The organism is Fulvivirga ligni, assembly GCF_021389935.1.
In the GTDB taxonomy this organism is placed as follows: Bacteria; Bacteroidota; Bacteroidia; order Cytophagales; family Cyclobacteriaceae; genus Fulvivirga; species Fulvivirga ligni.
Window position 1 is genome coordinate 1,015,905 of the sequence record NZ_CP089979.1, and the last position, 13,233, is coordinate 1,029,137.

Consider the following 13,233-nt stretch of genomic DNA (forward strand, 5'->3'; position numbering starts at 1 on the left):
GGGAAGTGCTATAACCATAGCCTGAAATATGTTCCTTCCCGGTTTAATAGTTGCCTTATCATTTTAAAACTTTGGCCAGTGCGCTTCCGATTATTTCACCGGTTTTAAAGAAATATATGGCTGCAATCATGCATATTAAGAAAACGGCTATTGCTTTACCTGCTTTTGATTTTGGAGTAAGTTTGGCTACTAAAGTATTCATAGTCTTTTAATTTTTGTTTTCTGGTTAGTAGACCGTTTTTTCAGTTTATTACAGATCTCAATTAATTTTTTTCAAAATCTTCAATTTGTTTCTTCAACCTGTTGATTTTATTCCCATAAAGTAGGTTTACAAATTTGTTAATGAGCCAGCCAAGTCCTGAGGCTAGTAGCAAGGTGCCTATAAATACAAGCCAGATTTTATAGTTAGTAAAAATGTCTTTCCCTCCAGCCTCGGTATAGCCTAAATAGATTCCCCAAATAAATGTAACGGAGCCACCCACAGGGAATAGCCCCCACATTAAAGCCTTATAGTGTAATAAGTAAAATCTAAGATAGCGGTAGGTAGATTTTAACGATTCTACTACATTCTGGCTGTAGTCAAAGTGCTTTATCTTTTTGATTAGCACCGTATAATAGAAGAAATAAGCGATGCTAATAGAGGCCTGAAAAACGGCCAGCCACCACTGATCTTGCCATATTAAAAGTAGTATAAATATGGGGCTGAGAATGAGGTTCAGCCAATATTCTATGGATAGAATTTTCTTAATTCTGGTCAGAGTATTTGTAGACTCAGATTTTAGCTTGTCCAAATCTGGGCTAACCAGTGTTTCTTCACTGCTATTCCATAATGCCTTCAGGTCTGTACTCATAGTATTATGGATTTTAATTGTGTTTTAGCTCTGTTCACTTTTGCTCCTACGTTTGTCACGGTAATACCCAGGATATCAGCTATTTCCTTGTAGCTCTTATCTTCCAGGTACAATAATAAAATGGCCCTTTCGGTGTCTTTCAGTTTTTTAATGCCAGCATAGAGCTTTTCTAGTTGCTCATGTTTGGGGTCATGAGCGTCGGGCATTACATCATTAGGTAGTGCTGATACAGTTTTTACTCTCCTCTCTCCTTTTTTAGATAAAGAAAGGCACACATTTAGCGTAACACGATATACCCAGGTAGAAACCTGCGAGTCGCCTTTAAACTTTTCGTAAGACTTCCATAGCTGGATGGTCACTTCCTGCACATAATCCTTCATTTCTTCAGAGTCACTAGCGTATGCCCTGCAGATACGGTTAATTATGCGCAAGTTGCTTTCTACAAACTTTTCAAAAAATATATCAGATCCCATGAAATCAATTTCACCTCGTTAGTAGACAGAATTTCAAATTTATTACAAATGGTCTAACTTTTTTAGAGAATTACTCATTGAGAGATGTTTGTACAAAATCTATCTTTGTAGCGTGCAGTCAAAAAGTGAAAGAAGCCACATTATTAAAAAAATAGCTCATGATCTGGGCTTTATGTTTTGCGGAATAGCCAAGGCAGAGTTTCTGGAAGAGGAAGCCCCACGTCTGGAAAAATGGCTGAAGCAAAATATGCATGGCAAAATGAGCTACATGGAAAATCACTTTGACAAGCGACTGGATCCTACCAAGCTGGTGCCTGGAGCAAAGTCTGTGGTGAGCCTGGCCTACAATTATTACCCAGAGCAAGACCTGGCTCAGAAAGATAATTTCAAGGTGGCCAAATATGCCTATGGTAAAGATTACCACTTCGTTATAAAAGAAAAGCTCAAAACCTTCATGGACCTTGTTCATGAGCAGGTAGGAGCTGTAGATGGCCGTGTATTTGTAGATTCTGCACCGGTCATGGAACGCGCCTGGGCAGCTAAAAGTGGTGTAGGATGGATAGGAAAAAACAGCCTTATTTTACGTAAACAGGCAGGTAGTTTTTTCTTTTTATCTGAGCTCATTATCGATCTGGAGCTGGAGTATGATGGACCTGTAAAGGACTACTGCGGCACCTGCACTGCCTGCATGGACCATTGCCCTACTGATGCTATTCCAGAGCCTACTGTTATAGATTCGAACAAATGCATTTCTTATCTCACCATAGAGCTTAAAGACGAAATCCCCAATGATCTGCAAGCTAACATGGATGACTGGATTTTCGGCTGTGATGTCTGTCAGGATGTCTGCCCATGGAATAGATTCTCTAAACCACATCAGGAACCAGCCTTTACCCCCCACAGCCAATTAGGCCAGCTGGATAAAAAAGAATGGAAAGAACTGACCAGGGAAGTATTCAATGAAATATTTCGAAAATCGGCTGTGAAAAGAACCAAATTTGAGGGCTTGAAGAGGAATATTGAGGCGGCAGATCATTAACCTGCCGCTTCATTTATAGTAGGAAACTAATTTAAATTCTTAAGCTCAATTACTATTGCCCCATTTTTCGCTGCCGCACCAAATTGATCAATTGCAGATTCTCCTTTTAGTACGTTAATACTTTTAATAGAGCTAGGATCAATACCGTCAGCTGATGGTATTTCCTTATAGCCATTAGCTGATTTGATATAGTATTTAGGAGCCGCATCAGCTTGAACGCCATCTACCTTTACTACTACTCTTGGGTTTTCACTGATGGGAGTTATAAAATCATAGGAACTAAGCCCATTTTCACCTCTATATTTATCCAGCGTAGTCTGCTGGTTAGCAGATAGTTGATTCTTTATCTGAATAAGCATATCCAAGCGAATTTTTTTGGCTTCACTTTCAAGAGCAAGCATTTTTTCAAGCATCTGCAGAGACTTCTCTGAATCTACCTCTGTATTATGAAGCGTTTTTTTCATAGATACCTGAAGTGCATCCATATCCCATTTCAAAGAGTTGAATTTAGCCATATGCTCACTATGGATCTTTTTAATATTGCTTTCCTGCTTGTCAGAAAGTTTAATCTCATCGCGATATTTCATTACCAGATCGGCACTAAAAAGCTCTTGCTGAAATATATCCTGACCGTAAGTAATGGCTGAGATTGAAATGAATAACAATAATGTGAATACCTTTTTCATATAAGTAATGTTAAAAATCGTTGATTAATGAAGCGGTGGGAGATTCCCAGTCGCTTGTTGGGTTTTCGTGTTGAATTAATGATTCAGAGCCAGATTTTTCACTGAAGATTACAATAGAAATGCTTTCTGTAGCATCATTAGTTTTGTGCTTCGGGATGAGCGCTACGTACCCCAAAACAAGTAGCAAAACCATGGCAATAGAAGATACATAGGTGCTCAAAGTCTGCTTCCTTTTTTGCTTTGGGAAAGCGGGCACTTCAATATTTTCCTGATCGTTCTTCTTCATTTCGGAGAAGAAGTCCTGTATTAACTTATCATCTTCCATATGCATATCTATTTTGAATCAGCTCTTTTAATTTTTTCTTTCCCCGGTCGTAGTGCGTACGTACCGTACCTAAACCTAAGTTTAAGACTTTGGCTACTTCCTCGAGAGTAAGGTTATGATAAAACACCAGAAGCAAAACTTCTTGCTGTCTATCAGGGAGTTGTTTTAGAAGACCTTCATAATCTTCTCCCTCTCCTTCGGGCATGGAATATTCTTCGTTAAGAATGTCGGTTACCTCTAAGCTTAAAAACTTGCTTTCACTTTTTTGGAAGTCAATGGCAGTGTACTTGATTACCGAAAAAAGCCATGTTTTAATATGAGATTTTCCTTTATACTTAGCTCTGCCCTCCAATATTTTCAGGTAAACCCTTTGAAGCACTTCGTTGGCTACATCACTATTATAGTTACAGCTCTGCCTGGCCCACAAAAAAGCTTCCTGATGTAAGGATTTTAAATGATTTTCTAGCTCCGTCTTCGTCATTCTTACTGCTTAGTCTGTCGGAGGGGTGTTTTATATGACAGGCTTTGTGATAAATTTAAATAAATCTCAATTCTTTATTTATTACTTAATTGTAGAACATATGTCAGATAGTTTCGTATATTAGTTCTACAATTTAGAATGTAATAGAGTAAACTTTTAAATTAAACATATGAAAGAGACTCGTTTAGGAGAGTTTGAGGAGGTGATTTTGTTGCTGGTGGGAATTCTGGATGATGATGCCTATGCTTTTAAAATTGCAGAGGAATTTGAATCTCAAACGGCAAGATCGGTTTCCATAGGGGCAGTTCATTCTACACTGAACAGGCTTTCTGAAAAGGGCTTTCTTAATTCTGAAATGGGTGCTTCTTCTCCTGAAAGAGGAGGCAGAAGAAAGCGAATATATAAGATTACTGCATTGGGGCACAGGGTGTTGACAGAGGCGAAGGATTTTAGGGTTTCCCTTTGGAACCAATTTCCTGGTCTTGCCAATGGTTAAGAATAACAACACACCACCAAAGCTTGCGGAAAGGTTGCTCCTTTGCTTTTTAAGAGAGGAGCTGGCGGAAGAAGTATTAGGTGATTTGGACGAGAAATTTTATGGCTTAGCTGCAAATGGGTCAACGTGGCAAGCCAGACGGAATTATTGGTATCAGGTATTACATTATCTGCGGCCATTTGCAATAAAAAGTATTAGTTCAAAAACTCGAAATATCATGCTTATCAACCACCTAAAAATTGGCTTTAGAAGCATTAAATCTTCTAAGGCATTTTCCATCATCAATATTTCAGGCCTCGCTCTGGGGCTGGCGTCATTCCTTTTTATTATGCTGTGGGTCAATGATGAGCTCCAGATGGATGCTTTTCATAGCAAAAGCAATCAGCTATTTAATGTATATCAAACTGTGGAGGAGCAGTCTGGTAATTTAACTGGAAGCTTCGAAACTCCGCTGGGAAATGCAGGCGCCATACTTTTAGATTCGGCAGAAAGTGAAATTCCTGAGGTAAAAATGGTGAATCACTATGCCACAGGCTATGAATTGCCGTGGGGCTTTCCTAAAACCTTTAGACTGGGTGAAAAGCTGTTTAAACTCTCCGGTTCCAGGGCCAGTGCTAATTTCTTTGAGATGTTTGATTACCCCATTATTGCGGGCAGTAAGCAGGCGGCCATTAAAGATATTAGCAGCATAGCCATATCCAGAAAAATGGCTCTAATGTTTTTCGATTCACCGGAGGAGGCCATTGGCAAAACCCTTAACTATGAAAACAATCTCGATTTTCAGGTGCAAGCTGTTTTTGAAGATGTGCCCCAGCATAGTTCTCTGGAGTTTGATTACGTCATAAACATAGAAAATCAAATTTTACGTAAAGTAGAATGGGCATCTCATAAAATAATCACTACTTATTTATTAGCAGAAGGAGCCAATCCTGATGAAGTCTCACGGAAACTTAGTGCTTATTTATCCAATCGCGTGGATGAAAATTCGGGAAACAAAGTGAGTATAGGCTTGCAGCCATTTAAAGATCAATATCTGGTTTCCGGTTTTGATAATGGTAAGCCTGCTAACGGTAAAATGGCATATGTGAAGTTATTTATCGCGGTAGCCATATTTATTTTAATCGTGGCCTGCATTAATTTCATGAATTTGTCTACCGCGCGTTCGGTTAAAAAAGGTAAGGAAGTGGCCGTTCGCAAAGTGGTGGGCTCCTCAAAAAGCCTACTAGTGCAGCAGTTTCTCAGTGAATTTTTGCTAATGACCTTGATGGCATTCGCATTGGCTGTATTAATAGTGTTTAGTCTATTGCCGGCATTTAATCAGTTTACAGGCAAGCAAATTGAACTTCCACTTACAGAACTGTGGTTTTGGGGTTCTCTCCTGCTGCTTGCTTTTATGACCAGCTTTGCGGCCGGGGCTTATCCTTCATTCTTTCTGTCGGCACTTATTCCAGCCAGAATATTAAAAGGTACTGTACGTTTTTCAAAACGCTCCAGGCTCTTTCAAAAAGGATTGGTGGTGTTTCAGTTTTGCCTTTCTATTATGCTACTCATTTCCACAGTGGTATTTACCTGGCAAACTAACTATATCAGAAACAGCAACTTAGGTTATGATAAAGAAAATCTCATCTATGTGAGAATAGAAGGAGACCTAAATCCCAAATATGATTTATTAAGAAAAAGGCTGAATTCCATGCCGGGAATAGCTTTGGTAGACCGAAGCAGTGAGGCACCTCATGCCATGAATTTTGAGACAGCTGATCCTATTAATTGGGAGGGCAAGCAAGAAGGTCATGTGGTAAGTTTTAAGCCAGTTTCCGTTGGGTTTGATTTTACCAAAATTATGGACTTACAGGTGGTGGAAGGGCGTGCTTTCGACAGGAATATTGCCAGTGATTCTAATGCTTTTATGATTAATGAAATTGCCCTGAAAGAAATGGGCATAAAAGATCCGATAGGTAAATGGATATCGGCCTGGGAAAAGAAAGGGCACATTGTGGGCGTGCTGAAAGATTTTCATACTCATTCCTTCAAGCAGAAGATAAAGCCACTGGTGGTAGATGTAAAAGAAGACTTATATTTTGGAGAAGTTATCGTACGTACGGAGCCAGGGAAAACTAAAGAAGCATTAGCCAGTATGGAGCAGGTGCTTGGAGAGATCAACCCTGATTATCCGTTTAGCTATAAGTTTTTAGATGCTGAGTACATGAAGCTTTACAAGAGTGAGGAAACGGTGTCTAACCTTTGTAATCTGTTTGCCGGGCTGGCCATAATTATTTCTTGCCTGGGCTTATTAGGCTTATCTATGTTTTCTGCTCAGCAGCGTACCAAAGAGATGGGAATACGCAAGGTGCTGGGTGCGGATGCAGGCCATATCTTATCGAAATTTTCTATTCAATTCCTGGTGCTGGTAGCCATTGCATTTCTTATTACAGTGCCACTGGCCTGGATTTTAATGAATGACTGGCTGCAAGGTTTTGCATACCGAATAGATTTAAGCTGGTGGATTTTTGCTCTGGTAGGTCTCGTAATATTAGGCATTACCATACTTACTGTGAGTTTTCAGTCCTTCAAGTTGGCCAGGATCAACCCTGCTCGTACACTGAGATTAGAATAGTGAAAGCAACAAAAAAGTCGATACCACCCAAGCTTGCCGAACACCTGCTCACCTGGTTCCTAAAAGATGAGCTGGCCGAGGAAGTATTGGGTGATCTGGATGAAAAATTTTATAGTACCGCTACAAAAGGGTCATTGTGGCGGGCTAAGCTCAATTATTGGTATCAGGTGCTGCATTATTTCAGGCCTTTTGCTATTAGAATTTTTAGGTCAAACCACTCAACAAACATCATCATGCTTCAGCATTATTTTAAAATATTCATCCGGAATTTAGGTAAGAATAAAGCCTTTTCTTTAATCAATATCAGCGGATTAGCCATTGGTCTTACGGTGGTGATTACCATTGCCTTGTGGGTGAAGGATGAATATTCTTATGACAGTCATTTCGATAATTATGACCGCATAGCTCAGGTCATGTACAGACAAACTTATGAAGATGGCGTAAAGGTGGGACTTTCTACAGCCAGGCCACTAGAGTTTGTGCTGAAAAACGATTACAATGACTTGTTTAAGCAAGTGGTGATGACTGCCTGGAATAGAGAGCATATTCTTTCTCATGAAGATAATAATGTGATAAAACATGGTACTTACATGCAGGAAGGTGCCGAAGAACTGCTGTCATTAAAGATGATTTCAGGCAGCGGTAAAGGGCTGGCTGAACCAGGAAATATACTGTTATCTGCAAGTGCAGCTGATGCTATATTTGGCCATAAAGAGCCTACAGGACAAACTATTCAGCTGGATGCTGCTCATGAGATGTTCGTAGCCGGCGTTTATGAAGATATGCCTTCTAATACTTCTGAAAAATTTGCTCAGCTCGATTTCATAGCACCGTGGTCATTATATGTGGCTAGTTCTGAATGGATTCAATCTGTGGAGCAAGTTTGGGATCAGTCCTTTCAGACTTATGTTTTGCTCAATGACAATGTCTCTATAGCTCAGGCCAATGCTGCTGTAGAAGGTGCTTTGAAAAACAGAGATCAACATTTGACGGATACAAAAGCTGAACTTTTCTTATATCCCATGGAAGACTGGCACCTGCGAAATCACTGGGAGGAGGGTGTGTTGGATGGTGGAAACATTGATTTTGTACATCTTTTCGAAACCATAGGAGTATTTATATTGCTGTTGGCTTGTATCAATTTTATGAATCTTAGCACGGCCAGGTCAGAACAGCGATCCAAGGAAATAGGCTTGAGGAAATCAATTGGTTCAGGCCGATTTCAGATTGTTTTTCAGTTTTATATAGAAAGCTTTTTGATCGTATTTGCTGCCTTTATTATATCGCTTTTTGCGGTGTATCATTTGCTCCCATATTTCAATAGCTGGACGCACAAGAATATTCATTTACCTTTAGGCTCACCGGCATTTTGGTTCATTGGGGTCTCATTTATAATTATTACTTCTATAATGGCAGGTAGCTATCCTGCCTTGTACCTATCTTCTTTTAATGCCATTAACGCTTTGCAGGGCAAGGTGAGACAAGGGGCTGCTGCGCTTATCACCAGAAAGGCATTGGTGATCACGCAGTTTGCCGTGGCTATTGTGCTGATTGTCTGCACCGTAGTAGTCCATCTTCAGGTAAATTTCACCAAAGACCGACCGACAGGTTATGACAAGGCGGGGTTAGTACAAATAAGGCAAAATTCTGATGCCTTTAAGTTTAAATATAAAAAACTGAGAACCGAGTTTATAAATTCTGGTGCTGTAGTAGAGATGTCTGCTTCACATAGTCCACTCACTGATGTTTATTCAAGGAGCTCTGGCATCAACTGGCCAGGAAAACCCGCAGATTTCAAAGATCAGTTTCTAATAGTGAGATCGTCTGCAGAATATGGAGCTACGGTGCAATGGAAAATATTGGAAGGAAGAGACTTTGAACCTGAAAATATAGCCGATGAGGAAGCTGTCATTATCAATGAAGCCGCTGCTGCCTATATGGGGCTGGAAGATCCTGTGGGCCAATACATTGGAAACAAAAGAAAGTCTCCCATTATAGGAGTGGTAAAGGATATGGTAATGGAGTCGCCTTACGAGCAGGTAAAACCGACCTTGTATGTTATAGATGGGCCGTATAACTTTTATAACCTGAGGCTTAACCCTAACCAAAGCATCCATAAAAATCTCTCGGTGCTAGAGCAAACCTTCAAGAAGAATTTGCCCAATGTACCCTTCAACTTTCAATTTATAGATGATCAGTACGCTCAAAAGTTTGAGAGCGAGGAAAGGCTGGGCCAGCTATCCGGCCTGTTTACCATTCTGGCTATTTTTATCTCCTGCATCGGTTTGTTCGGCTTATCTGGATATTTGGCAGAGCAGCGAACCAAAGAATTAGGGATAAGAAAAATTTTAGGAGCCTCAGCCCTGAGCTTATGGCGCTTGCTCTCCAGAGAGTTTGCCTGGCTCACCCTCATTGCCTGCTTCATTTCGGCTCCTTTGGCATATTATTTCATCACCGATTGGCTTTCAGCCTACCAATATAGCATTTCCATGCCTTGGTGGCTATTTGGAGTTACCTGGGTTGGAATTTTAATGATTGCCTTGCTTACAGTGAGTCACCAGGCGGTGAAGGCTGCTTTGATCAATCCGGTGGATAGTTTGAGGGGGGATTGATTCAATATTCATCTTACACCGTTAGTGCTTAGTTTATAATAAGTCTCAGGAAGCACAGGTTATATTATTATGAGTTTTACGGGAAAAGATTTAGATTCGGTGATATATTGTAAATAAGGGGATGTTTTGTTTTATTCTCTGAATCTCTTAAATCAATACCCAGGGCTTGATTTGGCTTTTAATAATGGATAAATCAAAATGAACCATTTGGCTCAGAACTAACTTGAACTCTCAATACTTTTTGCGCCATATGTGACATATATAAAACGCTGTGTAATATATCATGACAAAAATCCTTCTGTTAACAATCATAACTTTGACAATAAGCACATTACTATTTGCCCAGACCAGTGATGATAACTGGTTAATAACTGAAGACGCTTTAGGGTGCATTATTTTATGTCAAAATGTAAATGATGCGGATGACTTTGTAGTTGCGGACTCATCTTTCAATGGAGATGGGTTTATGTATTATGGTAAATACATTGATTGCAATAATTCTAAAATACTTGCAGACATAAGTTTGAGTGATTCTATTACAGTTGAGGGCCTAAATACCAGGTCGGGAAAATTTGCAACTAGTAAAAATATATCAGTGGGGAGCACGCTCATGGATTTAGTCAATTCTAATAAGGACATTCAGATAACAGCTGTCATGTCTGAATATGATGATTTGTATCTATTTGAGAATTTTAAAAATAGCAGAATTGAATATAGACTATCTTCAGCAGTTTCTAAAGTGCTATCTGGATACACCATTGATGATAGGGAAGTGCGGTTACTGAACTTTGAAGGTATTGAAGCGAAAATTAATGCAGCAGGAAACGCTATTACAGTAGAACAAATTTCGGTTGTTTTAACTGGAATGTGTAAAAATTAAATGCTGTAAGTTATTCCCGCAGTCATTCAGCTCTTTGCCGTGTGAAAATTATTTCTGAGGTCTCTGGCCGGTTAAGTTAAGATTGATAAATCATGGAGGTGAACAAAACCTCTCAAACCGCTGGTTTTTAATCATTATGAGGTTTACTTTAAAATATTTAGTTTGCACAATATAAATGAGGGGATGTATATTTCTCTTGCACGAATGTTAGCAATCACTATAATCCTTTATACTTCAAAGTATTGACAAAATCTGAAATAGAAAGTCTGGAAAAGATCATTAATGAAATTGATATCATCATAACTGATTTGGAGGACAAAGAAAAGAAGGTTACATCAAAGAATCTGATGAAATATAAAAATGATACGGCCTTTTTAACTAGGGTTATTGGAATAGGTAAGCCCAGGGTTTATAAGCCTTCCTGGAAGACAAAACGGATTTCTTACGCTTTTAAGCAGTTGTTGAATATGGGACCAGTAAAAAATAGTGAAATTGCTTCTGTATTAGATTTATATTGTTCGGAAGCTGCGACGTATCTTGCTCGATTGAAAGCTGATAGGTCGGAAATAGAGAAAATAGAAATTCTTAGACAGCATGGCCAAGCTATTAGAATCTAACGATTGGTTAACTCCACGCAGTCGCTCGGCTCTTTGCCATGAGACTATTATTCTGGTTTTTTCATTATGGATTTAAATATATGACAAGAGAAGAAATATTAATTAATAGTATCTGGACTTCAGGAAAGATGAATGTTTATTCTGAATTTTTTCAGAAAGAAGTTCGGTTAGACTTATTGACTTCTAATTACAACCTTAAAAACACCGAAAAAATAATATCTGAAAGGTTTGTACAAGCGATTAACGACTTTTTGAATTTACCTGTAGAAAGTAGCCCTCTCATAAAAAAATTACTGTATAAGCATTGTTTAGAATGCTGTGAAAATACTTCTTTCGGATTTGATACATTGGATGGGGAAACAGAAACGCAAGCTAACTTAAGAGAGTTTGGTATAAGCAATGAAGAAAATGCCTTCGAAAAATCATATATTGACCACATTGTAGTTGATGAAAGTGAGCAAAGCAATAATCGATTTGTAAGGATCAGTTTTTATCCTGTGTGGGAAGAAGAGCACGGCTGTGAATTAATCATGAAAAATGGTATCGTATTGGACTACTTTGGTGAAAGTGGAACCTATATTGGGCAATTTGATTATGATTAAGATGAATTAGCTAAGGAAAATTTGCGTCATTAACTAAATAGTTATAAGTCGTTGTTCGGATTAAGCAGATATAAAATTGCACATAGCAGTAACCAAAAACTTGTTATAACTACAGACAAGAATTATGTATTAGTCATTCTTTTCATTGCTATCATTGCCTTTGCAATTTTTGGATACTCTCTGTGGGATAAGATTAATTTCAACAAAATAGACATTCTTGAAGTATCGCTTATAGGATTGGCGATTGGTGTAGTTTATGCCTTTGTGATAAACATTAAAGTCCTATTTGAGGGGGAAGAATATATATTTGATCAATCACTTAATAGTATTGAAAAGAATAATCTCGAGATCGGAAAGCTCGACAAGATTTCAAGTATCAAAATAATCGAACATCAGGATGCCGAATATGGTAGCGAATACGAGCTTAATGTTTACGTAGAGTCGTATGGGGCGATATCCTTTCGGAAAACCAAGGACTTAGGATCATCCAGGGAACTTGGTGCAGCAATTTCAAAAATCTCTGGAATATCGTTCAGCTTCAAAAGCAGTGATGAAATGAGGCAGGAGGAACGGCAAGAAAACAAGAAAGCTTCTTATGATAGGCACGTGGAATTGTTTGAAAAAAAGTTTGACAATAAAAGTGAATCGGAATTATTAAGAATAGCTCAAGTTGATAGTAAATATGCCGATTATGCAAAACAAGCTGCCCTCAATATTCTTGAAAGGAAAGTTATTGAAAAGGAAAGTACCACAACACCTAAACGCCATGGATAGTGGGGAATCTTCGTAGGAAGAGGCAAGTTTAACTAAGTAAAGCCGATGAGTTTTTACGATAAAATATTTACATTGGGCTCCAGAATATGGATGTTGTATGGTATCCGTGATAGAATTTCTAAAAGCCAATAAGAGAGTATATCTTCTCTCATTCATTTCAACTACTGTCTTATTATTTCTGATAATAATAGCCCTTAATAAATTTATTAAAGAACATTCTGAGCCACTAGGCATCGAATTGATTGGAACCTTCCTTGGACTTTCTCTAATGGCAGGATTCTCTGCACTAATAATCGCTCTTTCATTAAGTTTAATCAATTATCTAAAGGGACAAAGAATTCTAAATACGAAAGCCCTTCATAAATTAATTGACTTGGGTTTCAAAAGAGATTTAATTAAGGAGAACAGTAATTGGACCATTACAACATATGGACTTATTGGAGCTTTTCAAAGCTATCCATTTACTATAGTTTGTAACCCAAATAACTCCAATACTTTAGACATTGTGATTCATATAATAATTTCAGCTGACCCAGTTTTGTGGGAATCTCAGTATCAAAATTTATTGCCTAAACTAAAAAACAATAAAATCACTTTTGCAAGTGACGGACTCCAAATTAGATATCCACTAAGCCGAAGATATTTTAAAGACGAAAGAATTATTATAAATGAACTTGAGCATTTGGTTGAATTTGCACACAGGAATAACTTGGAAGCTGCAAATGAACGTTAAAATTCAATTAAACCCCATCCCGCAGTCGCTCGGCTCTTTGCAGCGTTACG

The 13,233-nt window shown here is 38.5% G+C and carries 15 protein-coding genes; 9 read left to right on the forward strand and 6 right to left on the reverse strand.

Annotated features, from left to right (window positions below):
- Window positions 1-58: 58 nt before the first annotated feature.
- From LVD16_RS04510 to LVD16_RS04520, 3 genes are all read right to left on the reverse strand, one after another.
- Complete coding sequence (locus LVD16_RS04510; RefSeq protein WP_233772459.1) at window positions 59-202, reverse strand: hypothetical protein; 144 nt, start codon at window positions 200-202, stop codon at window positions 59-61.
- 61 nt (window positions 203-263) lie between these two features.
- A complete protein-coding gene (locus LVD16_RS04515) occupies window positions 264-851 on the reverse strand; it encodes a hypothetical protein (RefSeq protein WP_233772464.1) in 588 nt (195 codons plus the stop codon).
- The gene (locus LVD16_RS04520) at window positions 848-1,324 is read right to left on the reverse strand and encodes an RNA polymerase sigma factor (protein WP_233772469.1); all 477 of its coding nucleotides are present in this window, start codon (window positions 1,322-1,324) and stop codon (window positions 848-850) included. Before LVD16_RS04520 ends, LVD16_RS04515 begins: the two co-directional genes overlap by 4 nt.
- Window positions 1,325-1,436: 112 nt before the next feature.
- Between LVD16_RS04520 and queG the strand changes: the two genes are divergently transcribed.
- On the forward strand, window positions 1,437-2,363 hold the full coding sequence (gene queG, locus LVD16_RS04525) for a tRNA epoxyqueuosine(34) reductase QueG (RefSeq protein ID WP_255697839.1): 927 nt from the start codon (window positions 1,437-1,439) through the stop codon (window positions 2,361-2,363).
- Between the two features lie 26 nt (window positions 2,364-2,389).
- On the opposite strand, the gene LVD16_RS04530 is transcribed toward queG, so the two are convergent.
- Genes LVD16_RS04530 through LVD16_RS04540 form a run of 3 tightly spaced genes read right to left on the reverse strand, consistent with a single transcriptional unit; the run spans window position 2,390 to window position 3,855 of the window.
- On the reverse strand, window positions 2,390-3,049 hold the full coding sequence (locus tag LVD16_RS04530; RefSeq protein ID WP_233772483.1) for a Spy/CpxP family protein refolding chaperone: 660 nt from the start codon (window positions 3,047-3,049) through the stop codon (window positions 2,390-2,392).
- A gap of 10 nt (window positions 3,050-3,059) precedes the next feature.
- The gene (locus LVD16_RS04535; protein ID WP_233772487.1) at window positions 3,060-3,374 is read right to left on the reverse strand and encodes a hypothetical protein; all 315 of its coding nucleotides are present in this window, start codon (window positions 3,372-3,374) and stop codon (window positions 3,060-3,062) included.
- Window positions 3,364-3,855 (reverse strand): RNA polymerase sigma factor, encoded by a 492-nt coding sequence (locus tag LVD16_RS04540; RefSeq protein WP_233772492.1) that lies wholly within the window; start codon window positions 3,853-3,855, stop codon window positions 3,364-3,366. The genes LVD16_RS04535 and LVD16_RS04540 overlap by 11 nt, the downstream gene beginning before the upstream one ends.
- A gap of 169 nt (window positions 3,856-4,024) precedes the next feature.
- Here LVD16_RS04540 and LVD16_RS04545 point away from each other — a divergent pair, with 169 nt between their 5' ends.
- The 8 genes from LVD16_RS04545 to LVD16_RS04580 all read left to right on the forward strand — a co-directional run bounded on the left by LVD16_RS04545 (window position 4,025) and on the right by LVD16_RS04580 (window position 13,183).
- A complete protein-coding gene (locus LVD16_RS04545; RefSeq protein WP_233772498.1) occupies window positions 4,025-4,351 on the forward strand; it encodes a PadR family transcriptional regulator in 327 nt (108 codons plus the stop codon).
- A complete protein-coding gene (locus tag LVD16_RS04550) occupies window positions 4,344-6,965 on the forward strand; it encodes an ABC transporter permease (RefSeq protein WP_233772504.1) in 2,622 nt (873 codons plus the stop codon). Before LVD16_RS04545 ends, LVD16_RS04550 begins: the two co-directional genes overlap by 8 nt.
- Entirely contained in the window at window positions 6,965-9,577 is a 2,613-nt protein-coding gene (locus tag LVD16_RS04555; RefSeq protein ID WP_233772508.1) for an ABC transporter permease, read from the forward strand. The genes LVD16_RS04550 and LVD16_RS04555 overlap by 1 nt, the downstream gene beginning before the upstream one ends.
- A gap of 316 nt (window positions 9,578-9,893) precedes the next feature.
- Entirely contained in the window at window positions 9,894-10,457 is a 564-nt protein-coding gene (locus LVD16_RS04560) for a hypothetical protein (protein WP_233772514.1), read from the forward strand.
- Window positions 10,458-10,699: 242 nt separating this feature from the next.
- On the forward strand, window positions 10,700-11,074 hold the full coding sequence (locus LVD16_RS04565) for a hypothetical protein (protein ID WP_233772519.1): 375 nt from the start codon (window positions 10,700-10,702) through the stop codon (window positions 11,072-11,074).
- A gap of 80 nt (window positions 11,075-11,154) precedes the next feature.
- Window positions 11,155-11,676, forward strand: coding sequence for a DUF6985 domain-containing protein (locus LVD16_RS04570; protein WP_233772524.1), 522 nt, complete (start codon window positions 11,155-11,157; stop codon window positions 11,674-11,676).
- A 51-nt stretch (window positions 11,677-11,727) separates the two neighbouring features.
- Window positions 11,728-12,450, forward strand: a complete 723-nt coding sequence (locus tag LVD16_RS04575; RefSeq protein ID WP_233772529.1) for a hypothetical protein — start codon at window positions 11,728-11,730, stop codon at window positions 12,448-12,450.
- A 97-nt stretch (window positions 12,451-12,547) separates the two neighbouring features.
- Window positions 12,548-13,183 (forward strand): hypothetical protein, encoded by a 636-nt coding sequence (locus LVD16_RS04580; protein WP_233772531.1) that lies wholly within the window; start codon window positions 12,548-12,550, stop codon window positions 13,181-13,183.
- Window positions 13,184-13,233: the final 50 nt, after the last annotated feature.

What these genes read in the sequence shown, in the direction of transcription:
- LVD16_RS04510 (WP_233772459.1), bottom strand. Translation starts at nt 202, where the DNA reads ATGAATACTTTAGTAGCCAAACTTACTCCAAAATCAAAAGCAGGTAAA.
- LVD16_RS04515 (WP_233772464.1), bottom strand. Translation starts at nt 851, where the DNA reads ATGAGTACAGACCTGAAGGCATTATGGAATAGCAGTGAAGAAACACTG.
- LVD16_RS04550 (WP_233772504.1), top strand. Translation starts at nt 4,344, where the DNA reads ATGGTTAAGAATAACAACACACCACCAAAGCTTGCGGAAAGGTTGCTC.
- LVD16_RS04520 (WP_233772469.1), bottom strand. Translation starts at nt 1,324, where the DNA reads ATGGGATCTGATATATTTTTTGAAAAGTTTGTAGAAAGCAACTTGCGC.
- LVD16_RS04580 (WP_233772531.1), top strand. Translation starts at nt 12,548, where the DNA reads ATGGTATCCGTGATAGAATTTCTAAAAGCCAATAAGAGAGTATATCTT.
- LVD16_RS04570 (WP_233772524.1), top strand. Translation starts at nt 11,155, where the DNA reads ATGACAAGAGAAGAAATATTAATTAATAGTATCTGGACTTCAGGAAAG.
- LVD16_RS04540 (WP_233772492.1), bottom strand. Translation starts at nt 3,855, where the DNA reads ATGACGAAGACGGAGCTAGAAAATCATTTAAAATCCTTACATCAGGAA.
- LVD16_RS04530 (WP_233772483.1), bottom strand. Translation starts at nt 3,049, where the DNA reads ATGAAAAAGGTATTCACATTATTGTTATTCATTTCAATCTCAGCCATT.
- LVD16_RS04535 (WP_233772487.1), bottom strand. Translation starts at nt 3,374, where the DNA reads ATGGAAGATGATAAGTTAATACAGGACTTCTTCTCCGAAATGAAGAAG.
- LVD16_RS04545 (WP_233772498.1), top strand. Translation starts at nt 4,025, where the DNA reads ATGAAAGAGACTCGTTTAGGAGAGTTTGAGGAGGTGATTTTGTTGCTG.